This window comes from Methylobacterium nigriterrae, from assembly GCF_037106235.1.
GTDB lineage: Bacteria > Pseudomonadota > Alphaproteobacteria > Rhizobiales > Beijerinckiaceae > Methylobacterium > Methylobacterium nigriterrae.
Genome location: NZ_JBAWTG010000002.1, coordinates 15,332 through 37,921, shown reverse-complemented (window position 1 = coordinate 37,921; position 22,590 = coordinate 15,332). Strand labels below are relative to the sequence as shown.

The 22,590-nt window shown below is 71.3% G+C and carries 23 protein-coding genes; 12 read left to right on the top strand and 11 right to left on the bottom strand.

Annotated features, from left to right (window positions below; all coding sequences use genetic code 11):
* Positions 1 to 12: 12 nt before the first annotated feature.
* The 3 genes from WDW90_RS01765 to WDW90_RS01755 form a co-directional block, all read right to left on the bottom strand.
* Complete coding sequence (locus WDW90_RS01765) at positions 13 to 648, bottom strand: acyloxyacyl hydrolase (protein ID WP_336485545.1); 636 nt, start codon at positions 646 to 648, stop codon at positions 13 to 15.
* Between the two features lie 140 nt (positions 649 to 788).
* The gene (locus WDW90_RS01760; protein ID WP_336485544.1) at positions 789 to 974 is read right to left on the bottom strand and encodes a twin transmembrane helix small protein; all 186 of its coding nucleotides are present in this window, start codon (positions 972 to 974) and stop codon (positions 789 to 791) included.
* 78 nt (positions 975 to 1,052) lie between these two features.
* Complete coding sequence (locus WDW90_RS01755; protein WP_431310949.1) at positions 1,053 to 3,725, bottom strand: TIGR02302 family protein; 2,673 nt, start codon at positions 3,723 to 3,725, stop codon at positions 1,053 to 1,055.
* A 172-nt stretch (positions 3,726 to 3,897) separates the two neighbouring features.
* On the opposite strand from WDW90_RS01755, the gene WDW90_RS01750 reads away from it, so the two are divergent.
* Positions 3,898 to 4,128 carry a hypothetical protein gene (locus WDW90_RS01750; protein ID WP_336485542.1) on the top strand — a complete coding sequence of 77 codons (231 nt, stop codon included), beginning with the start codon at positions 3,898 to 3,900 and terminating at the stop codon, positions 4,126 to 4,128.
* Positions 4,129 to 4,251: 123 nt separating this feature from the next.
* Positions 4,252 to 5,301: a threonine aldolase family protein gene (locus WDW90_RS01745; protein WP_336485541.1), complete on the top strand. Its 1,050-nt coding sequence runs from the start codon at positions 4,252 to 4,254 to the stop codon at positions 5,299 to 5,301.
* 132 nt (positions 5,302 to 5,433) lie between these two features.
* Here WDW90_RS01745 and lysA read toward each other — a convergent pair whose 3' ends face one another.
* From lysA to WDW90_RS01720, 5 genes are all read right to left on the bottom strand, one after another.
* The gene (gene lysA, locus WDW90_RS01740; protein ID WP_336485540.1) at positions 5,434 to 6,702 is read right to left on the bottom strand and encodes a diaminopimelate decarboxylase; all 1,269 of its coding nucleotides are present in this window, start codon (positions 6,700 to 6,702) and stop codon (positions 5,434 to 5,436) included.
* Positions 6,703 to 6,720: 18 nt separating this feature from the next.
* The gene (gene lptM / locus WDW90_RS01735) at positions 6,721 to 7,068 is read right to left on the bottom strand and encodes an LPS translocon maturation chaperone LptM (protein WP_336485539.1); all 348 of its coding nucleotides are present in this window, start codon (positions 7,066 to 7,068) and stop codon (positions 6,721 to 6,723) included.
* Positions 7,069 to 7,196: 128 nt separating this feature from the next.
* Positions 7,197 to 7,472: a 3',5'-cyclic-nucleotide phosphodiesterase gene (locus WDW90_RS01730; RefSeq protein WP_336485538.1), complete on the bottom strand. Its 276-nt coding sequence runs from the start codon at positions 7,470 to 7,472 to the stop codon at positions 7,197 to 7,199.
* Between the two features lie 151 nt (positions 7,473 to 7,623).
* The gene (locus tag WDW90_RS01725) at positions 7,624 to 8,382 is read right to left on the bottom strand and encodes a hypothetical protein (protein ID WP_336485537.1); all 759 of its coding nucleotides are present in this window, start codon (positions 8,380 to 8,382) and stop codon (positions 7,624 to 7,626) included.
* Between the two features lie 218 nt (positions 8,383 to 8,600).
* Positions 8,601 to 9,227 (bottom strand): DUF1134 domain-containing protein, encoded by a 627-nt coding sequence (locus tag WDW90_RS01720; RefSeq protein WP_336485536.1) that lies wholly within the window; start codon positions 9,225 to 9,227, stop codon positions 8,601 to 8,603.
* Between the two features lie 251 nt (positions 9,228 to 9,478).
* On the opposite strand from WDW90_RS01720, the gene WDW90_RS01715 reads away from it, so the two are divergent.
* Positions 9,479 to 10,000 carry a YHS domain-containing (seleno)protein gene (locus WDW90_RS01715; protein ID WP_336485535.1) on the top strand — a complete coding sequence of 174 codons (522 nt, stop codon included), beginning with the start codon at positions 9,479 to 9,481 and terminating at the stop codon, positions 9,998 to 10,000.
* Here WDW90_RS01715 and WDW90_RS01710 read toward each other — a convergent pair.
* Entirely contained in the window at positions 9,975 to 10,862 is an 888-nt protein-coding gene (locus tag WDW90_RS01710) for a 3'(2'),5'-bisphosphate nucleotidase CysQ family protein (protein ID WP_336485534.1), read from the bottom strand. The genes WDW90_RS01715 and WDW90_RS01710 overlap by 26 nt on opposite strands.
* A 159-nt stretch (positions 10,863 to 11,021) precedes the next feature.
* Between WDW90_RS01710 and chpT the strand changes: the two genes are divergently transcribed.
* The 6 genes from chpT (at position 11,022) to WDW90_RS01680 (ending at position 17,830) form a co-directional block, all read left to right on the top strand.
* Entirely contained in the window at positions 11,022 to 11,756 is a 735-nt protein-coding gene (gene chpT / locus WDW90_RS01705) for a histidine phosphotransferase ChpT (RefSeq protein ID WP_336485533.1), read from the top strand.
* A 306-nt stretch (positions 11,757 to 12,062) separates the two neighbouring features.
* Complete coding sequence (locus WDW90_RS01700; RefSeq protein WP_336485532.1) at positions 12,063 to 14,759, top strand: hybrid sensor histidine kinase/response regulator; 2,697 nt, start codon at positions 12,063 to 12,065, stop codon at positions 14,757 to 14,759.
* A gap of 43 nt (positions 14,760 to 14,802) precedes the next feature.
* On the top strand, positions 14,803 to 15,294 hold the full coding sequence (locus WDW90_RS01695) for a chemotaxis protein CheW (RefSeq protein WP_336485754.1): 492 nt from the start codon (positions 14,803 to 14,805) through the stop codon (positions 15,292 to 15,294).
* 20 nt (positions 15,295 to 15,314) lie between these two features.
* Positions 15,315 to 15,695, top strand: a complete 381-nt coding sequence (locus WDW90_RS01690; RefSeq protein WP_336485531.1) for a response regulator — start codon at positions 15,315 to 15,317, stop codon at positions 15,693 to 15,695.
* An 87-nt stretch (positions 15,696 to 15,782) separates the two neighbouring features.
* On the top strand, positions 15,783 to 16,943 hold the full coding sequence (locus WDW90_RS01685; RefSeq protein ID WP_336485530.1) for a protein-glutamate methylesterase/protein-glutamine glutaminase: 1,161 nt from the start codon (positions 15,783 to 15,785) through the stop codon (positions 16,941 to 16,943).
* Complete coding sequence (locus WDW90_RS01680; RefSeq protein WP_336485529.1) at positions 16,940 to 17,830, top strand: CheR family methyltransferase; 891 nt, start codon at positions 16,940 to 16,942, stop codon at positions 17,828 to 17,830. Before WDW90_RS01685 ends, WDW90_RS01680 begins: the two co-directional genes overlap by 4 nt.
* Before the next feature lie 19 nt (positions 17,831 to 17,849).
* Here WDW90_RS01680 and WDW90_RS01675 read toward each other — a convergent pair whose 3' ends face one another.
* On the bottom strand, positions 17,850 to 18,095 hold the full coding sequence (locus WDW90_RS01675; protein ID WP_336485528.1) for a DUF6894 family protein: 246 nt from the start codon (positions 18,093 to 18,095) through the stop codon (positions 17,850 to 17,852).
* 252 nt (positions 18,096 to 18,347) lie between these two features.
* Positions 18,348 to 19,049, bottom strand: coding sequence for a response regulator transcription factor CtrA (gene ctrA, locus WDW90_RS01670; protein ID WP_336485527.1), 702 nt, complete (start codon positions 19,047 to 19,049; stop codon positions 18,348 to 18,350).
* A 419-nt stretch (positions 19,050 to 19,468) separates the two neighbouring features.
* On the opposite strand from ctrA, the gene fliI reads away from it, so the two are divergent.
* The 3 genes from fliI to WDW90_RS01655 all read left to right on the top strand — a co-directional run bounded on the left by fliI (position 19,469) and on the right by WDW90_RS01655 (position 22,518).
* Complete coding sequence (fliI, locus tag WDW90_RS01665; protein ID WP_336485526.1) at positions 19,469 to 20,824, top strand: flagellar protein export ATPase FliI; 1,356 nt, start codon at positions 19,469 to 19,471, stop codon at positions 20,822 to 20,824.
* A gap of 65 nt (positions 20,825 to 20,889) precedes the next feature.
* Positions 20,890 to 21,297 (top strand): flagellar export protein FliJ, encoded by a 408-nt coding sequence (gene fliJ, locus WDW90_RS01660; RefSeq protein ID WP_336485525.1) that lies wholly within the window; start codon positions 20,890 to 20,892, stop codon positions 21,295 to 21,297.
* Positions 21,298 to 21,447: 150 nt separating this feature from the next.
* On the top strand, positions 21,448 to 22,518 hold the full coding sequence (locus WDW90_RS01655) for a lysylphosphatidylglycerol synthase domain-containing protein (RefSeq protein WP_336485524.1): 1,071 nt from the start codon (positions 21,448 to 21,450) through the stop codon (positions 22,516 to 22,518).
* Positions 22,519 to 22,590 lie beyond the last annotated feature (72 nt).

Below are 22,590 nucleotides of genomic sequence, written 5' to 3'. Positions count from 1 at the left end.
CTCCCTACGTCATCAGAACGTGTAGCCGAGCTTGCCGCCGAAATTGGTCAGGCCGCGGTTGTTGGCGCAGAGACCGGCATTCGACATGTGCTCGACGGTCGCCATGATGCTCCAATGCTCGGTCAGGCGGAAGCCGAGCGCCGCCGCCTCGCGGAACAGCGGATTGCAGCCGAGCGTGTTGAAGCCGTAGGGCGTCGTGGCTTTCGGCCCGGTATAGCCGTTATGGGCTGCGCCGCCGAAGAAGCCGTCGAGGAAGACGCGGTTGTTGAAGGTCCCGGGGAAGATCTCCAGGGTCCAGGTGGCGCCCAGATAGGCGTAGCTGGTGCGGCCACCGGTGTTGTAGCTGCCGCCGACCGTCGGACGCGGAACGAAGGCCTGCCAGAACGGATCGGCGCTGATGAGCGGCTTCGCGAACAGGATCTCGCCGTTCACGTTCTCGGTGCTGAAGCCGCGAGCCTTGCCCTCGGCGCTGCCCGGGTCCTGGACGGCGCCGCCGATGCGGACCTCCGAGACGATGCTCATCGGTTGGACCGGGGGAATGTAGGCCGCGCGCGGCTGCGGGGCGTAACCGAGATCGGCCGCCTCGACGGAATGGGCCGCCGTGAGGGCGAGGGCGCCGGCGAGGAGACGTTTGAGCGTGGCAGTCATGCAGGACGAATCCGGTTGAACCGGATGTCCGTAGCATGGCGGCCCAGGGGCCGGCAGGCGGCGGATTGCAGCCAGCGCGGGAATTCATCCCCACGCGGCGCGATAGCGGACCGGTGCGGCCTCGCCGCCACACAGGCCGGTCAGGCCGAGCGCCACCAGACCACGCCCATGATGATGATGATCGCCACGAATTGCAGCAGCACGCGCAGCCGCATCAGGCGCTGGGACAGGTTGGCGCTGCCGCCCCGCATCATGTTGGCGAGGCCGAGGAGGAGGATGACCGCCACCGCGAGGCAGGCGACGAGGACGAGGGTGTTGGCGGACATCGAATCACCGGTTCAGGATCGGCACTGGTCTGCCTGAGATAGGCGTTCGCGGAATGCCCCGGCAGGGGCACACCTCGCTCAGTTGCGCCGCAGCAGACGCTCGAAATAGTCGAGCTCCTCGCGCGGCCGGCTCGGGTCGCCGAGCTTGCGCCGCAGTTCCTCCATGATGCGGCGGGCGCGCTGCACCGCCGATTCGTCGGCACCCGGCACCCTGACGCGCCCATCCGACATGTCGCGCCCGCGGGTCGGGCGGCCGAGGGGGTCGTCGTCGCGCGCTCCGGCCTGGCCCTGCTGGCTCGGGTTCTGGCCGCCCTCCTGCTCGCCCTGGTCCTCGCCCTCGGCCATCTCCTGCATCTGCTGCGCCATGCCCTCGGCGCCGCGCTTGAGCCCGTCGAGGGCGCGGCCCTGCGCGTCGACCGCCTCGCCCTCCTTGCCCTGCCGCAAGGCGTTCTCGGCCTGGCGCATGGCATCCTCGGCGTCGGAGAGGCCCTCCTCGCCGCGCATGCCGTTCTCCTTCATGCGGCGCTGGAGATCCTCGAGACGCTGGCGCAGGGCCTGCTGGCGTTCGCCGACGCTGCCCTCGCCCTGCTGGCCGCGACCGCCCTGGCCGCGCTGCCCCTGCTGGCCCTGCTGCGGTCCCTGCTCCTGGCCCTGCTGCTGTCCCTGGCCCTGCTGACCCTGGCCGCGCTGGCCCTGCTGGGGCTGGCCGCGCTGCTGGGGCCGCTGGCCGCGCTGTCCCTGCTCGGCGTTGCGCTTGTCCTGGCCCTCGCGGAAGGTCTCGTCGCGCAGGCCCTGCTGCTCGCGGGCCATCTGATCGAGGTCCTTCATCTGCTTCTGCATCTCGCGGGCGGTCGGGTCCGACCTGCCGCCCTGCTCCGCACTCTGCAGGTTCTCCAGGATGTTGCGCAGCTGCTCCATCAGTCGCTGCGCTTCCGCCGTGTCGCCGCGTTTCATGGCATCGGCCATGTCCTGCAGCATCTTGTCGAGATCGTCCGGCGTCACGCTCTTGGAGGATTGCTGGCCCTCGCTCTTCTGCGAGGGATCGCGCGGCTCCTTGCGCTGCTTCTCGGCGAATTCCTTCATGAACCGGTCGAGGGCCTGCTTCAGGTCCTGCGTCAGCCGCTTGATCTCGTCGTCGGGCGCGTTGCGCTCGATCGCGTCCTTGAGACGGTCCTGGGCCTGGCGAAGCTGCTTCTCGGCATCCGAGAGATCGCCGTCCTCGATCTTCAGGGCCATCTCCCAGAGGAGGTCGGCGACCTCCGTGAGGCCCTCGTCGTTCTCCGCGCGGCGCAGGCGGCGGGTCGCGGTCTTGAGGCCGAGGAAGACGCCCGGCTGCGGCGTGAAGAGCTCCGGCGCGATCAGGAGGGCGTCGAGGGCGGTCTGGACGCGAACCCGGTTCTCGTCCGGTCCCGTCACGAGGCGGCGGCGCTCATCGGCGAGCGCGCGGGCGAGCGGGTCCCGGAAGGGCCGCGCCGGCAGGGTCATCTCGACGGTCGCCGTGCGGCCCTCCTGCCCGGCCTCGTCCTTCACCACGATCGTGAAGCGCACCCGCGCGCCCGACCAGGGATTGTCGGTGAGATCGACGAGCGTCTTGGTGTCGGTCTCGCCCGACGCGTCCGAGGGCAGCGCCAGCGCGATGCGGGGCGGCGGCACCAGGGAGCGACCCGGGCGCAGCGGCTCGACCAGGCCCTCCGCCGAGGCGATGCCGTAATCGTCCTTGGCCCGGTAGGTGAGATTGAAGGTGCCGCGCCCGTTCACCTCCGGCGCGCCGACGCTCCTGACTTCGGGCGGATGGTCGGGAATGGCCTCGACCACGAGGCGCTGCGTCTGCGCGCCGGTGGTGATCGCGAGTTCGGCCGTCGGGCCGGTGATCTGGAAGCGATCCTCGCGCAGGTCGGCGCGCGCCTCCTTGCCGGGCAGCGCCTGAAGGCCGGGATTGGGCGTCAGCGTCGCCTGGCCCTCGCCGGCGATGCGGATGATGAGCTGCGAGTTGACCGGTGCCCGCAGGCGCTGCTCGGCCCCGTTCATGGTGACGATGAGCGGGGGCATGCGCGTGTAGAGGGGCGGGTCGATCCAGCCGTCGACCCGGAAATTCGGGCCGGACGCCGGGGGCTCGCGCCAGTCGAAGGCGCTGCCGATGCGCTCGCGCCATTCGGGACCGGCCACGAACAGGCTCGCCACCGCCGTCACGGCGAGGGCCGCGCGCAGCGCGAAGGGGTCGTGGCGGGCCATCATCGGGCGCGGGCGCCCGACCCGCAGCCCCGCGACAGCCTCCGCGGCGCGGCGCTGGTGCAGGGCCCAGAGGGCGCGGGTGGCCGGGTCCCCGGCGCCGAGGGCCAGGGTGTCCTCGATGGCCGAGGCCGGGTTGTGCGCGAGCGCGCCGCTTCCTCCCGCCGCTTCGCGGTCGATCCGCGCCAGGGCCTCGCGGCGGTCGAGGCGCGCGGTGCGCAGCAGCGGCGCGAGGCCGCCGACGAGGGCGAGCGCGAACAGGCCGAGTCCGATCATCCGCCACAGCGGGGGCAGGTCGAGCCAGAGCCCGAGCCAGGAGACGGCCAGGAACGCGAGGACGACCGCGAGCCCGCGCCACAGCACGGGCCACGCCCGCTCCCACAGATCGGCCGCGCCGGCCTGCGCCACGAGCCGGTCGAGCCGCGCGCGCACGGCGGTGTCGGCCGTTCTCGGAGGATCCGTTCTCACGCCCGTGTTCGTCCCGTGCCTCGCTCGCGCCGTCCGGAAGTCCGGCCGCGCCATCCCGCGCAGGCCGCCGCGGAAGCTAGCATGGTGACCACGCCTCGCCAGCGGGTCAAATCCGCCCAGGGACCGGCCGGCGCGGATCCGCCTGTTCAAACGCGCCGCGCCGGATTATCACCCCTGTTGCCGAGGCAACGGCCCTGCCGCGGTCATTGACGGTCGAGCGAGGACCATGCCGATCTATCACCTCCGTGTGGCGTGGCGGGAGGACAGCGGGGTCGTCCGGCCGCCGCTGTGCGACGACCCGATCGAGGCGCCCAGCCTGCGCGACGCCATCACGGTCGCCCTCGCCCGGTCCCAGCAGCTCCTGACCGAGGGCACGAACCTCGCCTGGCTGGTCGGCCCGGACGGCCACATGGCGTGGTCGCTGCGGATGGACGAGGACAGCGCGGTCGCGATCTGAGCGGGGACCGGGTCGAGGGCGCCCCACGACCGCCCCGAGCCTCGCGCGCGCTTGTTTCGATCGCGGGGCCGGGACGGCGTACAGTCTCGCGGAGACCGGGGCGGCGCAGGGACGCGGACAGCCATGACGAGCGACGGCGCGCAGCAATTTGCCAGCGACAATTACTCGGGCATCTGCCCCGAGGCCTGGGCCGCCATGGAGGCGGCCAACCGCGGCCACGCTCCGGCCTACGGCGAGGACGCCTGGACGGCGCGCGCCGCGGACGGCTTCCGCGCCCTGTTCGAGACGCCCTGCCAGGTCTTCTTCGCCTTCAACGGGACGGCCGCGAACTCGCTCGCGCTCGCCTCGCTCTGCCAGTCCTACCACAGCGTCATCTGCGCGGAATCCGCGCATGTCGAGACCGACGAGTGCGGCGCGCCCGAGTTCTTCTCGAACGGGTCGAAGCTTCTCACCGTGCGCACCTCGAGCGGCAAGCTCACGCCGGAGGCGATCCGCGCCGTCGCGACGAACCGCAGCGACATCCATTTCCCGAAGCCCCGCGTGGTCACGATCACGCAGCCGACGGAGACGGGGCAGGTCTACAGCCTGGACGAGCTCCGGGCGATCTCGGCCACGTGTCGCGAGCAGGCGCTCAGCCTGCACATGGACGGGGCGCGCTTCGCCAATGCCTGCGCGAGCCTCAACTGCAGCCCGGCCGAGATGACGTGGCAGGCCGGCATCGACGTGCTCTGCTTCGGCGGCACCAAGAACGGCATGCATGCGGGCGAGGCGGTGCTGTTCTTCGATCCCGACTTCGCGGAGGATTTCGGCTACCGCTGCAAGCAGGCGGGGCAGCTCGCGTCCAAGATGCGGTTCCTGGCCGCGCCCTGGGTCGGCATGCTGGAGAGCGGCGCTTGGCTCAGGAACGCGGCCCACGGCAATGCCTGCGCCCGGACCTTCGCGGCGGCGATCGCGGACCTGCCCGGGGTCGAGCTGATGTTCCCGGTCGAGGCGAACGCCGTCTTCCTGCGCATGCCGCCCGACCGGATGGAGGCCCTGCGCCGGCGTGGCTGGCGCTTCTACACCTTCATCGGCGGCGGGGCCCGCTTCATGTTCGCCTGGGACGCCGATGCGGACCGCGTCGCGGAACTGATCCGGGACCTGCGGCACGTGGCGCTCGATCGTGCGGCGTAACGCACCGGGGCGCCCCGGAACCCGGATCCGGCGCCGATGCCGGGCCCGGCGCCGTCGGCGGCTTTCGATCCCGGGCACCGCCTCGCGGCCCCCCGGGGCGACGACGGGAGCACGGATGCCGAGTCCTGACCCTCAGCCCAGCCAGCCCGGCATCCGGTCGAGGCCGATCAGCTCCTCGTAGCTCTGGCGCGGGCGCACGATCGCGGCCTCGGCCCCGCGCACCAGCACTTCCGGCACGAGGCGCCGGGTGTTGTAGGTGCCGGCCTGCACCGCCCCGTAGGCGCCTGCCGTCATCACGGCGATGAGGTCGCCGGGGGCGACCTCGGGCATCTCGCGGTTCAGCGCCAGGTAGTCGCCGCTCTCGCAGACGGGTCCGACCACGTCCGCCGTGATGCGGGGCGTGTCCGCGGCGGGCTCGGCGACCGGCCGAAGGGCATGGAAGGCCTCGTAGAGGGTCGGGCGGATCAGGTCGTTCATCGCCCCGTCGACGATCACGAAGGTCCGCCCCTCCGCGTGCTTCACGAAGATCACCCGGGTCAGCAGGATGCCGGCATTGCCGGCGATCATCCGGCCGATCTCGAAGACGGGGCGCAGGTTCAGGGGCTGGAAATGCGGGCGCAGCACGGCGGCGAGCGCCACCGGGTCGGGCGGGGGCGCGTTGTCGTCTCGGTAGGGTATGCCGAGACCGCCGCCGAAATCGATGTGACGGAGCGCGTGGCCCTCGGCCATCAGGTCGCGGGCGAGACCCGCCAGGAGCCGCGCCGCGTTGTCGAAGGGCGCCAGGTCCGTGATCTGGCTGCCGATATGCATGTCGACGCCGGACACGGTCAGGCCCGGCAGGCGCGCGGCCTGCGCGTAGACGGCCCGCGCCCGGGTGATCGGGATGCCGAACTTGTTCTCGTACTTGCCGGTCGAGATCTTGGCGTGCGTGCCCGCATCGACGTCCGGGTTCACCCGGATCGAGACCGGCGCCGTCCGGTTCAGGCTCGTCGCGACCTCCGAGAGGGCGGCAAGTTCAGGCTCGCTCTCGACGTTGAAGCAGTAGATGCCGGCCTCCAGCGCCGCCGCCATCTCGGCGCGGGTCTTGCCGACGCCCGAGAACACGATGCGCTGCGGATCGACGCCGGCGGCGAGCGCCCGGCGCAGCTCGCCCTCCGAGACGATGTCCATGCCCGCGCCCTGGCGCGCGAGCGTGCGCAGCACGGCCTGGTTCGAGTTCGCCTTCATGGCGAAGCACACGAGCGCGCCGTCGCCCGCGAAGGCGTCGGCGAAGACCCGGTAATGCCGCTCGAGGGTGGCCGTGGCGTAGCAGTAGAGTGGCGTGCCGACGTCCTCGGCGAGGCGCGTCAGGTCGACGTCCTCGGCATGCAGGCGGCCCGCTCGGTAGTGGAAATGATGCATCGGGTGACGGTCGGCGACCTAAAGGATGGAATCGAGAAGGAAGGGCTGCTTCGGGATCGTGTAGCCGCGCTTCGCGCCGCGCTCGGTCTGCACCGGCGCATCGGTCCCGAAGGGCGGGATGGCGGAGAGCGGCAGCTCGTCCCCGGCCCGGACCGCGGCCGGATCGGGGGATGGCGCGCCTCCGCCGAGGCCGACGCTGTCCGGCAGGGAGCGGGAGCTGGCCGGACCTTGCGGGCCGGCGGTGCCCGCCGTCGTTTTCGTGCTCGCGTTCGGCGGCTCGAGGGAGCCGCGCCGCCCGCAGGCCGAGACCGCGAGCGCCACGAGACCGGCCGCGGCGAGGATCTTCAGGAAACGGGAGGGCAGCATCGACGCGGGGTCCGGCACGCATTCGGGGGCCCGTGACGGGCGTCCCACTCTAGCGCCTGCCGATACAGGAGGCGAGCGCAGGCGCGCAACAGCCGAGCCGGGCGCCCGCGCCTCCGGAGCGGACGGCCTCAGCCCCGTTTGCTGGGGGGCGTCGTGCGCTGGTAGGCGTCGATGGCGCGGCGGCAATTCTCCGAGAGCTTCTTCCAGTTGGTCTCGAAGCAGGCGTCCACGGCGGGATCCTCCGGCGCCAGGTTGCCGCAATAGGTGAGGTAGTCGCCGGTGCAGTACTTCTTCAGGGTCTCGTTGCCGCGCTTCGTCTGCGGCACCGGATTGGCGAGGGCCGGCGCGGCGAGCGACGCCGCGACGCCGAGCGCGAGGACAAGGGACGTCAGCTTCAGAGGCATGGATCTCGTGTTCCGTTCTGTCTGGATGGAAGGATGCCGACCGGATGATGCCTTTGCGTGGTCGAAACAAGGCATAGCCCCAAGGCACAGCCCAGGTGATGGCGCGATTCGCGAGCGTCCGGTCCCGGCCCGCCGCGCGGGGCCGCGCGTCTCAGCTGCGGGCCGTCAGCGCGTAGGCATCGGCCGAGGGCAGGCGGTCGCGGTGCGTGAGGGCGTCGGCCACCTCGGTGATGCGGCGGCGCAACTCGGCATTCTCGCGGTGCAGGCTCTCGCCCCTGTCGGTGAGTGCCTGCGCGAGCGCGTCCTCCGCGGCCGCGAGGCTCGCCCGCAGGGCCTCGCGCTCGACCACCAGCGCCGCGTGCTGCGCGCCGAGCTCGTTCTCATCGGGAGGAGCCGCGTCTTCCGTCGCGAGGCGCGCCGCGTCCCGCTCCCGGCGGGTGGAAACGAGCGTATCGAGGAGTTCGCCGTGCGCCTCCTCCAGGGCCTGCAGGGTGGCAAGGCTCGCCGCGCCCTCGTCGCGCGCGGCTCCGAGATCGCCCTCGACGCGGGCAAGCGTTTCCAGGGTGCCGGCGATCTCGGCCGCGCGCTCGGCCAGCGTCCGGTCACGCGCCTCGACGTCGCGGGCGAGCGCGGCGATCTCCATGGTGCGCGCGCCGATCTCGGCCATGTCGGCATGGCGCCTGGACCGCACGGTCTCGACCGTCCGCTCCAGCCGCCGCTGCTGCACGGCGAACTGGGCGCGCAGGAAATCCTTCTCGGCGGCGATCTCGGCCGCGGAGAGCGGGAACATCGCCTCCGTCCGGCGCCGTGCGAGGCGCGTCGCGCGGGCATCCACCGCCGGCAGGATCAGCAGGGCGACGAGGCTCGCGGCCAGGAAGCCGAGCGCGAAGATCATCACGGTTTCGATCACGCGGGCATGCTCATCCAACGGGTCGGACAGGGCGCGGGCGAACGGGGCCGCCTCCGCCGCGCCCGTTCCGGCCGATCCCCGTCTTTAGCCCATCTTGGCGGCCCTTGGGCAAATTTTGCATTCGCGTCGATCGTGGCCGCCCTGGCCGGCCCGATCTCGCCGGCATCGCGGGCACGTGCAGGAATGCCGGCATCGGCTTTCCGCCCGTCACGCCCCGATCAGAAGGGGTTCCAGGTCGGGCGCCCCGTGAACTTGAGGTACCCGACATTGATGCCGAGGCGCGCGCCGACGCCCGTGCGGATCGGCACCACCACGATGCCGTCGGCGGTGGCCGCCGTCATGCCGAAGCCGCCGATGAGATAGGCCGAGCCGTCCACGCCGCCGAAGCGGCGGTAGAGGTCCTCGACCGAGGTGAGGTTGTAGACGAGCATCATGGTGCGCGCGCCCTCGCCGCCGACGTCGAAGCCGAGGGTCGGCCCCTGCCAGTAGACGCGTCGCTGGCCGGCATTGCGGGTGTAGAGCGTGCCCTCGCCGTAGCGCAGGCCGCCCACGATGGCGCCCGACGCCTCCTGGCCCAGGATGTAGCCGTTCGGCTCGCCCCAGCGGCGGGTCGCCTCCTGCACGGTGAGCGCGAGGCCGCGCGAGACCGAGCCGAAGAAGCGGTGGCCCGAATCGACGATCTCGGAGGCGCGGAAGGAATCCGGGTTGCCGGGATCGTCCCCGGGGCGCGCGACGGCTGCGCCGCCGAGGGCGAGCCCTACGGCGAGCGCGAGGCTCAGCGCGAGCGCTGCGGGAAGGTTGCGGCACCGGGATGCGGCGCGTTGGACAGCGTGGGTCTTCGACATCGTTCCTCCTCGCCCGCGTCGGGGCCGCCCGACGCCGTCGCGCCGGTCGGCCGGGGTGGCGACCGGAACAAACCCTGAGCGTTCCGGCGAAGCGCCCGCATCTCATCCGGTGAAATGCGGCAAACCAGAGATCCGGAGCTCGGCCCGAGCCCCGGGATTGCATTGCAGGGCCGGGTGCGCTCGAAGACGGCCCTCGCGGGGCTCGCCGGGCGCACCCGCGATTCGTTGACTTTGGCGAGGACAGTCACAGGATGTGGTTAACGGCGCCTCAACACAGGCTGATCGCCACCGTACTGACGTGTCTGGTCCCGGCGGCGCTCAGCGCGGAGGGCGCGCCGCCGGCGCCGCCGCAGGTCCCGGGGAATGCCGCCCCGAAGCGTGACGGGCTGCCCCCGGCCGACCTCCTCGCCCTGCGCGGCTTCGATGCGGTGAGCTACCGCCTGCCCGGCGGCCCCGTCGCGGGCAAGGCGTCGCTCGAATGGTCCTGGCGCGGTCGCGTCTGGCGCTTCGCCACGGCCGGCAACCGCGACGCCTTTCGGCGCGACCCGGCAGCCTACGCGCCCCGGCTCGGCGCATACGATCCGCTCGGCGTCGCCGAGAACCGACTGGTCGACGCCGATCCCCTGATCTTCGCGGTCGTCGGGGACCGGCTCTACCTGTTCCGGGACGCGGGGCGGCGGGCGCGGGCGCTGTCCGAGCCGGATCTGACCCGGCAGGCCGAGGCGCGCTGGCCGGGCCTGCGCACGCTCACGGATGCGGCGCCTCCGGATTGAGGCGGTCGGCCTCGTCGGCCAAGGGGCGCGTCTGGGGGCGCGTCTGCGGCCCGCGATCCGGCAGGTCGAGGCGCTCGGCGAAGGCCGGGTCGCCCAGCGCCGCGAAGGGGCCGTTGCGGTAGGAGAGGGCGTGGCGCCCGTAGATCATCGGCCGGCCCGTGGGCGCCACGACGCAGCCGCCGGCCGTCGTCAGCACGTGGTCGCCGGCGGCGGTATCCCATTCCATGGTCGGGCCGCAGCGCACGTAGATGTCGGCCTCGCCCGAGGCGATCAGGCAGAACTTGAGCGCCGAGGCGGCGCCGCGCCGGGATTCGATCGGGAGGGCCGCGAGGCAGGCCTCGGTCTCGCTGTCGCCGTGACGGCGGCTGACCAGCGCCACGAGCCCGGCGGCGGGGGCGGGGCGCGCCTGGATCGGGAGGGCCGCCTCCATCAGTCCGGCGCGGACCGGGGCCTCGAAGGCGCCGGTGCCCGCGTACCAGACCCGTCCGAGCCCCGGCGCGGCGAGCGCCGCCGCCACCGGCCGGTTGCCCTCGACGAGGCCGATATTGACCGAGTATTCCGGATCGCCGGCGAGGAAATCGCGGGTGCCGTCGAGGGGGTCGACGAGGAAGAACAGGTCGGCGGGCGGGACGTTGTGGCAGGTCTCCTCGGCGACCACCGGGATGCCGGGGCAGGTCCGTGCGAGCGCCGCCAGGATCAGCTGCTCGGCCTGGAGATCGGCGACGCTCGAGGGCGAGCCGTCGGGCTTGAGCACGTGCGGGCAGTCGCCGCCGTGGTGGGCCCGCAGGATCTCTCCGGCCTCGCAGGCGATCTCCGCCAGAGTCGCGGCGATGCGGTCGCGCTGCGTGTCCGAGAGTGTCATCCGGCCGTCATGCCCGAGGCCCTCGGGATTGTCGACCCGAGGACCGTGACGGCCCGAAACCTTTTCAAAGCGGGACGCGGCGTCTATCCGTGCCGACCTGGCCGGCGCGGATGCGCCCGGACCTCGATCTCCTCCGATGAACCTCGCGCGGAGCGCGCCATGACCACCGTGAACCTCGACGCCCTGGATCTCTCGGCCCTCCTGTGCTCGCGCGTCTGCCACGACGTGATCAGCCCGGTGGGCGCGATCGTGAACGGCCTCGAGGTCTTGGAGGACGACAACGACGCCTCCATGCGCGAGTTCGCCCTCGACCTGATCCGCAAGAGCGCCCGCCAGGCTTCGGCCCGGCTGCAATTCGCCCGCATCGCCTTCGGGGCGGCGGGATCGGCCGGCGCCTCGATCGACCTCGCCGACGCCGAGAAGGTCTCGCGCGGGATGTTCGCCGACGACAAGACGCAGCTCACCTGGAGCGCGCCCCAGGCGCTGTTCCCGAAGAACAAGGTCAAGCTCCTCCTCAACCTCGTGATGATCGCCACGAGCGCGATCCCGCGCGGCGGCCTGATCGACGTGGCGGTCAGCGGCGACGGCGAGGCGCCGACCCTGCTCCTCAAGGCGAAGGGCTCGCATGCCCGCATCCCGCCCCATGTCGAGGATCTTCTCGCCGGCGCGCCCGAGAGCGGCACGGTCGACGCCCACGGCATCCTGGCCTACTATGCCGGCATGGTGGCGCGGGCCGCCGGCATGGGCGTGCGCTTCTCGATCTCGGGCGACGAGGTCACGATCCGCTCCGAGCCGAACGCCGTCACGGCCGAGCCGGCCGCGCCCGCCGCCCCGGCGAGCCCGGAGGAGGCGCGCCCCTCCGACAGCGAATCCTCAGACACCGCGCTCGCCTGATCGGAAATCCCCGGCCGGCGCCTCGCCGGCCTTCCGGCCACTGAGCGCAAATGGTTCATGTCCCGGCGGGGTTATCCGGCCGGCTTCGCGGGGCGGCCGCGCTCGACGGTGTGCCCGAACCGCTCTTCGGACGCGGCCTCTCGACGCGTTTCAGGTGAGCGGTTTCGGCGCAAAAGGACGCGCGAAAACGTTCAGAGGACAGGGCTAAATTCCGGTGAGCGGTATCCCGCGGCAACGGTTCCCTAACCCATCCCGGTCACAGTCGGTTCAGCACGGACTTTGTGCGGATCTGAACCGAGAACTGTCATGGATGACTTGCTGCGTGAGTTCCTGACCGAGAGCAGTGAGCATCTCGACACTGTCGATACCGAGCTGGTCCGCTTCGAGCAGGAGCCGAACAACCAGCAGATCCTGCGCAACATTTTCCGGCTCGTCCACACCATCAAGGGTACCTGCGGCTTCCTCGGGCTGCCGCGTCTCGAGGCGCTGGCGCACGCGGCCGAGACGCTGATGGGGCGGTTTCGCGACGGCCTTCCGGCGACCGCGGACTCGGTGACTCTGATCCTCGCGACCCTCGACCGCCTCAAGGCCATCCTGGCCGACCTCGAGGCCACGGGCTCGGAGCCCGCAGGCTCGGACGACGACCTGATCGGCGCCCTCGAGCGCATGTCGGAAGGCCCCGCCGAGGCGGCCGCCGTACCCGCCCCCGTGCCCGCTCTGCCCGAGCCCGCCCTGCCGGAGCCGGTCTTTCGCGAGCTGAAGCCCGGCGAGGTTTCGCTGGACGATCTTGAAGCCGCCTTCCTGGCCGCGCCCGGCCCCGACGATTTCGCTCCCGAGCCCGCACCCGTCACGCCGCCCGTCCCCGCGCCCGTGACGGAGCCCGTCCTGGCGCCGGCGCCCGTCTCGGCCGCGCCCGCGGCCCAGAAGGCCGAGGCTTCGTCCGGCGAGGGCGAGGGCGGCATCTCAAAGGTTCAGACGATCCGGGTCAACGTCGACACCCTCGAGCACCTGATGACGATGGTGTCCGAGCTGGTGCTGACCCGCAACCAGCTGCTCGAGATCGCCAGGCGGCACGACGACACCAGCTACAAGGTGCCGCTGCAGCGCCTCAGCCACGTCACCGCCGAGCTGCAGGAGGGCGTCATGAAGACGCGCATGCAGCCGATCGGAAACGCCTGGCAGAAGCTGCCGCGCGTGGTGCGCGATCTCTCCTCCGAGCTCGGCAAGCAGATCGAGCTCGTGATGCAGGGCGCCGAGACGGAACTCGACCGTCAGGTGCTGGAGGTCATCAAGGACCCGCTGACCCACATGGTCCGCAACTCGGCCGATCACGGCATCGAGGGGGCGGCCGAGCGCAAGGCCGCCGGCAAGCCGGCCCGCGGCACGATCCGGCTCGCCGCCTATCACGAGGGCGGCACGATCACGATCGAGATCTCGGACGACGGTAAGGGCCTCGACCTCTCGGCGATCCGCCGCAAGGCGGTGGAGCGCGGCGTCGCCTCCCAGGCCGAGATCGACAAGATGACGGACGCCCAGGTGGCGAAGTTCATCTTCCATGCCGGCTTCTCGACCGCGAAGGCCGTCACCTCCGTCTCGGGCCGCGGCGTCGGCATGGACGTCGTCAAGACCAACATCGAGACGATCGGCGGCGTCATCGACATCAACACCCAGCTCGGCAAGGGCACGACCTTCACGATCAAGATCCCGCTGACGCTCGCGATCGTCGCGGCCCTCATCGTCAAGGCCGGCGACCACCGCTTCGCGGTGCCCCAGGTGGCCGTGCTCGAGCTCGTGCGGGTGGACAAGACGACGGGCCAGCGCGTCGAGCGCATCAACGGGTCCCCGGTCCTGCGCCTGCGCGAGCGCCTCCTGCCGATCGTGACGCTGACGGGCCTGCTCGGCCAGGGCGACGGCGCGGAGGCCGATACCGGCTTCGTGGTGGTGGCCCAGGTCGGCCGCCAGCGCTTCGGCATCCTCGTCGACGAGGTCTTCCACACGGAGGAGATCGTCGTGAAGCCGATGTCCTCCAAGCTCCGCCACATCCCGCTCTTTGCCGGCAACACGATCCTGGGCGACGGCGCCGTCGTGCTCATTGTCGATCCGAACGGCGTGGCGCGCCAGGTCAGCCAGGGCTCGCAGGGAGGCTCGATCCCGGTCGATGCCGAGGTCGAGGAGACGGAGAGCGCCGACGCCAAGGCGACGCTCCTCGTCTTCAAGGGCGGCAACAACACCTTCAAGGCGGTGCCGCTCTCGCTCGTCACGCGGCTCGAGGAGATCGACGCCGCCAAGGTCGAGTGGCTCGGCGGGCGCCCGCTCATCCAGTACCGCGGCCGCCTGATGCCGCTGGTGCCGGCCGACGAGGCGATCACGATCCGCAGCGAGGGGACGCAGGCCCTCGTGGTGTTCTCCGACGGCGAGCGCGCCATGGGCCTCGTGGTCGACGAGATCGTCGACATCGTCGAGGACAAGCTCGACATCGAGATCACGGCCGAGCGGCCCGACCTGATCGGATCGGCCGTCCTGCGGGGCCGGGCGACCGACATCATCAACATCGCCCACTTCCTGCCGCTCGCCTACGACGATTGGGCACGGGGCCCGCGCAAGGGCGACAAGAAGGGCGCCACGCTCCTCCTCGTCGACGATTCGGCCTTCTTCCGCGACATGCTGACACCGGTCCTGAAGGCCGCCGGCTACGCGGTGATCCCGGCCTCCAGCGCCGAGCAGGCGATGGCGGCCCTCCAGGCCAATCCCCGCATCGACGTGGTGGTGACCGACCTCGAGATGCCGGGCCGCAGCGGCTTCGACCTCGTCTCCGCCATGCGCGGCGCCGACCAGCGCCTCGCCCGGCTGCCCGTGGTCGCCCTGTCGGCCTCGGTCGGTGCCGACGCCGTCGAGCGGGCCCGGGCCCTGGCGATCAGCGACCTCGTCGCCAAGTTCGACCGCAGCGGCCTGATCGCGGCGCTCGCCGAGATCGACACCGTCACCCTCGCCCAGGCCGCCTGATCGCCGCCTGATCGCTGCCTGATCCCTCCGGAGTGCCACCATGATGCAGGCCGCCAACAGCAACGCCTCGCCCGCCGACGCGGGCACAACCTCCGACTACGTCACGGTCTTCGTCGGCGAGACCATGTTCGGGCTCGCCATCAACCGGGTGCACGACGTGTTCATCCCGGCCGGCGTCACCCCGGTGCCGCTGGCGCCGGCCGAGATCGTCGGCCTCCTCAACCTGCGCGGGCGCGTCGTCACGGCCCTGTGCCTGCGACGCCGCCTCGGCCTGCCCCCGGCGGCGGGGGAGGGCAGCAAGATGGCGATCGGCCTCGAGCAGGGCGGCGAGACCTTCGCGCTCGTGGTCGACGGCGTCGGCGAGGTGCTCAAGCTCGGCGCCGACACCCACGAGGCGGTGCCGATCAACCTCGATGCCCGCTGGCGCGACCTCGCACTGGGGGTCCATCGCCTCGACGGGCGCCTCCTCGTCGTGCTCGACGTCGACAAGCTGCTGGTCTTCGGGGCCGACCGCCTCGGCGCCAGCGCGGCCTGAGCGGATCGCGGTCGAACGCCATGAAGACCTGCCTCATCGTCGACGATTCCGCCGTCATCCGGAAGGTGGCGCGCCGCATCATCGAGAATCTCGACCTGAACGTGCGCGAGGCCGAGGACGGCGCCAAGGCCATGGAGCAGTGCTCCGAGGCGATGCCCGACGTGATCCTGCTCGACTGGAACATGCCGAACATGGACGGCTACGCCTTTCTCCGGGCCCTCCGCCAGGCGCCGGGCGGAGACCGGCCGAAGGTCCTGTTCTGCACCACCGAGAACGATGTCGGCGCCATCGCGCGCGCCCTCCACGCGGGGGCGGACGAGTACATCATGAAGCCCTTCGACCGGGATATCCTGACGGCCAAGCTCGAGCAGGTGGGGCTGGCCGAGGCGAGCGCGGCCTGACCGCGCTCCCGGCCCCGCCGGATCCCAGTCCCACCGGTCCGCGGCGCGGGCCGGCCGTTCCAAGACGCGTATTCGAGGCGTAACCCCATGCTGGCAGCGACCGCCACCACACCGGCCTCCGGGGCTGCCGCCGGCGCCCCCGGCCGGATCAAGGTCCTGATCGCCGACGATTCCGCGGTGGTGCGCGGCCTCGTCGCCCGCTGGATCGGCGAGGCGGGCTTCAACGTCGTGGGCACCGCCGCCAACGGGCGCATCGCCCTCGAGATGATGGGCCGCTCCGACCCGGACGTGGTGCTCCTCGACATCGACATGCCCGAGCTCGACGGGACGCAGGCCCTGCCGCTGATGCTCGCGCGCAGTCCCGGCCTCCAGGTCGTGATGATGTCGACACTGACGACGCGCAACGCCGACATCTCCCTGAAATGCCTCGCCCTCGGCGCTGTCGACTACCTCGCCAAGCCCGAGAGCAATCGCGGGGTCACCACCTCCGACGCGTTCCGCTCCGAGCTCGTGGAGCGGGTGCGCGTTTTCGGCGCGGCCCGCGCCCGCCGGCGCGGCCCCGCGCCCGCGGGTCCGAGCGCGGTTCCCGTTCCCGCGCCCGCCGCGGCCCGGCCCGCGGCGCCGGTGGCGCTCCGGCCGAAGCCGCGCGGCGGGCTGCCCCCGCGCGTCCTCCTGATCGGATCCTCGACGGGCGGGCCCCGCGCGGTCGGGGAGGTCCTGGAGAAGATCGGCGCGCCGACGCTTCGCAAGCTGCCGGTGCTGATCGTCCAGCACATGCCGCCCGTCTTCACGGCGGTCTTCGCCGAGCATCTCGGCGCACGCACCGGCATCCCGGCGGCCGAGGGCAAGATGGACGAGCCGGTCCTGCCCGGCCGCATCTACGTGGCGCCGGGCGGCCGCCACATGCGCCTCGCCGGCAGCCCCGGCCGCGACCTCGCGATCCGCCTCGACGACGGGCCGGCGGTCAATTTCTGCCGCCCCGCCGTCGACGTGCTGTTCCAGGATGCCGCCGCCCTCTACGGCGGCGCGACCCTCTCGGTGATCCTCACCGGGATGGGCTCGGACGGCACCAACGGCGCCCGCGCCCTGGTCGAGGCCGGGGGCGCCGTCCTCGCCCAGGACGAGGCGACCAGCACCGTCTGGGGCATGCCCGGCAGCGTCGCCAAGGCCGGGCTCGCGCAGGCCGTCCTGCCGCTTCCCGAGATCGGTCCGGCCCTCCGCACCCTCATCGCGGGGAGCGGCGCATGACCGACCTCGAATTCGACTTCCTGCGCGCCTACCTCAAGCAGCGCTCGGGCCTCGCCCTGACGGCGGAGAAGCGCTACCTCGTGGAGAGCCGCCTCGGCCCGGTCTGCCGCCGGTTCGGGCTCGCCTCGCTGCGCGACCTCGTCGGCGCCCTCAAGGTCTCGCGAGACAGCGGCATCGAGCGGGCGGTGGTCGAGGCGATGACGACCAACGAGACCTTCTTCTTCCGCGACCGTGCGCCCTTCGACCTGTTCCGCGACGTGCTCCTGCCGCAGGCGATGGCACGGCGGGCGGCCCAGCGCCGCCTGCGGATCTGGTGCGCGGCCTCGAGCACGGGCCAGGAGCCGTACTCGCTCGCCATGCTGCTGCAGGAGGCCGCCCCGCGCCTCGCCGGCTGGCACGTCGATATCGTGGCGACCGATCTCTCCACCGAGGTGATCGAGAAGGCGAAGCTCGGCCTCTACAGCCATTTCGAGGTGCAGCGCGGTCTGCCCGTGCAACTTCTGCTCAAGTATTTCACCCAGGTCGGCGAGCAGTGGCACATCGCGCCCACGATCCGCTCGATGGTGGATTACCGCCAGCTCAACCTGCTCAACGGCTTCGAGGCCCTGGGTCAGTTCGACATCATCTATTGCCGCAACGTGCTGATCTACTTCGACGCGCCGACGAAGGGCGACGTGCTGGCCCGCCTCGCCGCGAGCCTCGCGCCGGACGGAGCGCTGCTCCTCGGCGCCGCCGAGACGGTGATCGGGCTGACCGACAAGCTCGCTCCGAACCCGGAGCACCGGGGCCTCTACGGCCATCCGCCGGAACTCGGCCGCGCCACGACGCCCGGCCCGGCCCTCGCGCCGACGGGCCATCGCCCCCTGCGAGTCGCCGCCCTGCGCTGACGACGCGGCCGATCCCGCGTCAGCGCGGCAAAGGCAGCCACGTTCCCGCCAGCGAGAGACTGGTCCGATAGACCGGTGCACCGTCCGCCCGCCGCACCGTCACGCTGTAGCGGACGTTGTCCCGCTCGGGCGTGTCGTCCTTCATGATCTGGGCCAGCGCCTGGATCGCCTCGGCGCGGGCCTCCAGCACGCTCGCGCATTCCGTCCCCTCGCTGTCGTGCACGAGCAGGCGACCGTCGTCGATGTCGAAGAAATAGCGCGGCACCGCGGCCTTCCGCTGGCGATCGTAAGGGAGCCCGTCGCGGGCGCTCGGCCGTTGACGCCCCCGTCGGTTCGGCCGGATCTCACCGCGTTAGGGGCAAACGCGGCGCCTCGGCAATAACCCGGATCACAGATGTGTGATCATCGCGTGGAGAGCGCCTCGCGCCGCCGGCCGACGAAGCCGCCCTTTCAGCAAAAAGCCCCGCCGGAGCGGGGCCTGTTCGCGAGAGGGGAGGGGGCTCGGCCGCGGGTACGGTCAGACGGCGATCCGCTCCTCGCCGTCGAGCGGCTCGCGCAGGACGTAGCCGCGGCCCCAGACCGTCTCGATGTAGTTCTTGCCGGACGAGGCGTTGGCGAGCTTCTTGCGCAGCTTGCAGATGAAGACGTCGATGATCTTCAGCTCGGGTTCGTCCATGCCGCCGTAGAGGTGGTTGAGGAACATCTCCTTCGTGAGCGTCGTGCCCTTCCGGAGCGAGAGGAGTTCCAGCATCTGGTACTCCTTGCCGGTCAGGTGGACCCGTGAGCCCGAGACTTCGACGGTCTTCTGGTCGAGGTTCACGATCAGGTCGCCCGTGGTGATGACCGACTGGGCGTGGCCCTTCGAGCGTCGCACGATGGCGTGGATGCGGGCGACGAGCTCGTCCTTGTGGAAGGGCTTCGTCAGGTAGTCGTCGGCGCCGAAGCCGAGACCCTTCACCTTGTCCTCGATGCCGGCCATGCCGGAGAGAATCAGGATCGGCGTCTTGACCTTGGCGACGCGCAAGGAACGCAGCACCTCGTAGCCCGACATGTCGGGCAGGTTCAGGTCGAGCAGGATGATGTCGTAATCGTACAGCTTGCCGAGATCGACGCCCTCCTCACCGAGATCGGTGGTGTAGGTGTTGAAGTTCTCGGACTTCAGCATCAGCTCGATGCTCTGCGCCGTGGCGCTGTCGTCCTCGATCAGAAGTACCCGCATCGTCGGTCCCCAGCCCAGCCCGGCCGTTTCAGCGTTCGGACACGTCCCCGCCACACACCCGCCACCGGCCTGTGGACGGGCGCACCCTCGTCATTGACGTGGAACGCTATTCGTTAATCGTTAACAAAACCTGATTCTCGCTGGCAAGCGCTCGTTGCGTGTTCACGAAGTGCCGAAGCGAAAATCGTTGGTGGTCTGTTCTCACGAAGACCCCGATCGCGTTCGCGCACCCTGCTCACACCCCTTGCCAAGTCCTTCACCCACAATGATTCGGCGCGCTCTGTGGCCCAGAAGACACGTCCGCGCCGCGTCTCGGAGGCTCGAAGGAACGCCTTCATCCGACACGTGAGCGGACCGCTACAAGCCCGATGACCGCAGTGTTAAGGAGGGAGGTAAATGAAGGGTTGAAGGGGGCGCGGATGCCCGACGAGCAGCGCGGAGCCGCGCGAACGACGCTGGCCGCGGCCCGCGCCGCCCTCGAGCGTATCGAGACGCTGGAGACCTTCGGGCGGGTCGTCGCGATTCGCGGCCTGCTCGTCGAGGTCGCCGGTCCGGTCGCCGCCATGCGGCTCGGCGGGCGGCTCGACATCGAGGGGGCGGGCCGCGCCGGCCTCGTCCCCTGCGAGATCATCGGCTTCCAGGGGGACCGGGCGCTCGCCATGCCGTTCGGCTCGCTCGAGGGCGTGCGCCGGGGCTGCCCGGCCTATGTCCGCGACGAGGCCGCCGGCGCGATCCGGCCCTCCGCCGCCTGGCTCGGGCGGGTCGTCGACGCGCTGGGCCGGCCCGTCGACGGGCTCGGGCCGTTGCCGGCCGGGCCCGAAATCTACCCGCTGCGCGCCGATCCGCCGCCGGCCCATGCGCGCCGGCGCGTCGGCCGGCCCCTCGATCTCGGGGTCCGCTGCATCAACACCTTCCTGACCATGTGCGCGGGCCAGCGCATGGGCATCTTCGCGGGCTCGGGCGTCGGCAAGTCGGTGCTGCTCTCGATGCTCGCCCGCTACACCGCCGCCGACGTCGCCGTCATCGGCCTCGTCGGAGAACGCGGGCGCGAGGTGCAGGAATTCCTGCAGGACGACCTCGGGGCGGAGGGCCTCGCCCGCTCGGTCGTGGTGGTGGCGACCTCCGACGAGCCGGCGCTCATGCGCCGGAACGCCGCCTACGTCACCCTGGCCCTGGCCGAGCATTTCCGCGACCAGGGCGCACGGGTCCTGTGCATGATCGACTCGATCACGCGCTTCGCCATGGCCCAGCGCGACATCGGCCTCGCGGCCGGGGAGCCGCCGACCGCCAAGGGCTACACCCCGACCGTGTTCAGCGAATTGCCGCGCCTCCTCGAACGGGCCGGTCCCGGCGTGGGGGAGGGGACGATCTCGGCCCTCTTCACGGTGCTGGTCGAGGGCGACGACCACAACGAGCCGGTGGCGGACGCGGTCCGGGGCATCCTCGACGGTCACATCGTCATGGAGCGCGCCATCGCCGAGCGCGGGCGCTACCCGGCGATCAACGTGCTCCGCTCGGTCTCCCGCACCATGCCGCGCTCCTGCGATCCGGCCTACCTGCCCGTGGTTCGGCGGGCGCGCCGCGTCCTCTCGACCTACGCGGACATGGAGGAGCTGATCCGGCTCGGCGCCTACCGGGCGGGCTCGTCGCCGGAGGTCGACGAGGCGGTGGCGCTGATGCCGGACCTTGAGGCTTTTCTGGGGCAGGGTAAGGAAGAAGCAACCTCCATCGGCGATGGTTACGCACGGCTCGCGCAGATCGTGGGCGAGCCGTGAGAGGCGTTGCCGGCGCGGCCTCGCGCCGAGCCCGCCCTTTGGCGTTGCGTGGAGTGAGCGTCCCCATGAAATCGCGTGACACGCTGATCCGTCTGCGTCGCTTCCAGGTCGACGAGAAGCGTCGGCGCGTGACGCAGATCGAGATGATGATGGCCGACTTCCTCCGGATGGCGAGCGAGCTCGACCGCGAGGTGGCCCAGGAGGAGGGCCGTGCCGGCATCTCCGACACCTCCCACTTCGCCTACCCGACTTATGCCCGCGCGGCCGCCGGCCGCAGGGACAACATGCGCCAGTCGGCCGCCGCCCTCGAGGGCCAGCTCGCCGAGGCCAAGGCCGAGCTCGGCGAGGCCTTCGAGGAGCTGAAGAAGGTCGAGATCCTGGAGGACCGCGAGCGCAGCGCCGAGCGCGCGGCGGAAGCCCAGCGCGATCAGGCGGCGATGGACGGCATCGGCCTCTCGCGGGCGCGGGCCTGACGCGCTCGCAGCGCTCCGCAGGGCGTCGGCACGAAACCGTCACGATCCGGTGACATGACGCATCGCCTCGGTGGGCCGGCTGGCCGCGCTTGCGGTGCGTCCGATCCTGGCGCATCAGGGGCCGTCTGCCCAAGGGTGCGTCCGGGTTCCATGAAGAAGATCAGCGAATTCATCTGGCCGGTCATCGGTCTCGCCGCCGTGGCCGTCTCCGGCTACTTCCTCTACCAGGAACTCAAGACCACCTCTCTCTCCGCCATCTGGGCCGCCATCGTCGCCATCCCGCCCCACCGCATCGTCCTGGCGGCGGTCTCGACCCTCGTCGCCTACGCGGCGCTCGCCTGGTACGACCGGATCGCGCTGCTGCACCTCGGCGTCCGCCACATCTCGTGGTTCTTCGTCTCGGTCTGCTCCTTCACCACCTACGCGCTCTCGCACAATATCGGCGCCTCGGTCTTCTCCGGCGCGCTCGTCCGCTACCGGGCCTACACGGCCAAGGGCCTCTCGGCCGCCCAGGTCGCCGTCCTGGTGGCGCTGTGCTCCTTCACCTTCTTCCTCGGCACGGTGCTCCTCGGCGGCGTCGTGCTCGTCGTCGACCCGAATCTCCTGGCGCGGCTCGAAGGCAAGCTGCCGGGCTTCCTGACCGACCCGAAGACGGCGCTCGTCGTCGGCATCGGGCTCCTCGGCTTCGTGGCGCTCTACGTGGCGGGCTCGGTCCTGCACCTGAAGCCGCTGCACATCCGCTCGTTCAAGCTCGAATATCCGCGGCCTCAGATCATGGGTCGTCAGCTCCTGGCCGCGCCGCTCGAGCTGCTCGGCGCGGCCGGCATCATCTACTTCGCCCTTCCGGAGGCGATGAATCCCGGATTCATCACGGTGCTGGCGATCTTTCTGGCCTCGTTCTCGCTGGCGCTCGCCTCGCACGCCCCGGGCGGGCTCGGCGTGTTCGAGATCGTCTTCATCACGGCGATGCAGATCACCGACGCCGCCCAGAAGGACGCGGTCGTGGCCGCCGTCATCGTGTTCCGGATCTTCTACTTCTGGATCCCGGCTCTGGTCTCGGTCGTGGTGGTGCTGCTCTACGAGCGGTCGCGGCTCGCCGTGGCGATCGGCAGGAGCGGACGGGAGGGCGGCCGGGAGGGCGACGTCCCCGAACCGCCCGTCGTCGTCCCGGGCCTCGATGCCCACGAGATCGAGCACCGGCTGGAGAAGAAGGCGGTGTGAGGAGGGCCGGCCCCTGCGGCCGGCGCTCGAGCCGGTGAGAGCCGATCGCGCCGCGCTTCCCCGTCACCGGGG

Bases quoted from the DNA above. Each gene is read 5' to 3' on its own strand.
- WDW90_RS01765 (WP_336485545.1), bottom strand. From the start codon at position 648: ATGACTGCCACGCTCAAACGTCTCCTCGCCGGCGCCCTCGCCCTCACG.
- WDW90_RS01760 (WP_336485544.1), bottom strand. From the start codon at position 974: ATGTCCGCCAACACCCTCGTCCTCGTCGCCTGCCTCGCGGTGGCGGTC.
- WDW90_RS01755 (WP_431310949.1), bottom strand. From the start codon at position 3,725: ATGGCGCGGCCGGACTTCCGGACGGCGCGAGCGAGGCACGGGACGAAC.
- WDW90_RS01750 (WP_336485542.1), top strand. From the start codon at position 3,898: ATGCCGATCTATCACCTCCGTGTGGCGTGGCGGGAGGACAGCGGGGTC.
- WDW90_RS01745 (WP_336485541.1), top strand. From the start codon at position 4,252: ATGACGAGCGACGGCGCGCAGCAATTTGCCAGCGACAATTACTCGGGC.
- lysA (WP_336485540.1), bottom strand. From the start codon at position 6,702: ATGCATCATTTCCACTACCGAGCGGGCCGCCTGCATGCCGAGGACGTC.
- lptM (WP_336485539.1), bottom strand. From the start codon at position 7,068: ATGCTGCCCTCCCGTTTCCTGAAGATCCTCGCCGCGGCCGGTCTCGTG.
- WDW90_RS01730 (WP_336485538.1), bottom strand. From the start codon at position 7,472: ATGCCTCTGAAGCTGACGTCCCTTGTCCTCGCGCTCGGCGTCGCGGCG.
- WDW90_RS01720 (WP_336485536.1), bottom strand. From the start codon at position 9,227: ATGTCGAAGACCCACGCTGTCCAACGCGCCGCATCCCGGTGCCGCAAC.
- WDW90_RS01715 (WP_336485535.1), top strand. From the start codon at position 9,479: ATGTGGTTAACGGCGCCTCAACACAGGCTGATCGCCACCGTACTGACG.
- WDW90_RS01710 (WP_336485534.1), bottom strand. From the start codon at position 10,862: ATGACACTCTCGGACACGCAGCGCGACCGCATCGCCGCGACTCTGGCG.
- chpT (WP_336485533.1), top strand. From the start codon at position 11,022: ATGACCACCGTGAACCTCGACGCCCTGGATCTCTCGGCCCTCCTGTGC.
- WDW90_RS01700 (WP_336485532.1), top strand. From the start codon at position 12,063: ATGGATGACTTGCTGCGTGAGTTCCTGACCGAGAGCAGTGAGCATCTC.
- WDW90_RS01695 (WP_336485754.1), top strand. From the start codon at position 14,803: ATGCAGGCCGCCAACAGCAACGCCTCGCCCGCCGACGCGGGCACAACC.
- WDW90_RS01690 (WP_336485531.1), top strand. From the start codon at position 15,315: ATGAAGACCTGCCTCATCGTCGACGATTCCGCCGTCATCCGGAAGGTG.
- WDW90_RS01685 (WP_336485530.1), top strand. From the start codon at position 15,783: ATGCTGGCAGCGACCGCCACCACACCGGCCTCCGGGGCTGCCGCCGGC.
- WDW90_RS01680 (WP_336485529.1), top strand. From the start codon at position 16,940: ATGACCGACCTCGAATTCGACTTCCTGCGCGCCTACCTCAAGCAGCGC.
- ctrA (WP_336485527.1), bottom strand. From the start codon at position 19,049: ATGCGGGTACTTCTGATCGAGGACGACAGCGCCACGGCGCAGAGCATC.
- fliI (WP_336485526.1), top strand. From the start codon at position 19,469: ATGCCCGACGAGCAGCGCGGAGCCGCGCGAACGACGCTGGCCGCGGCC.
- fliJ (WP_336485525.1), top strand. From the start codon at position 20,890: ATGAAATCGCGTGACACGCTGATCCGTCTGCGTCGCTTCCAGGTCGAC.
- WDW90_RS01655 (WP_336485524.1), top strand. From the start codon at position 21,448: ATGAAGAAGATCAGCGAATTCATCTGGCCGGTCATCGGTCTCGCCGCC.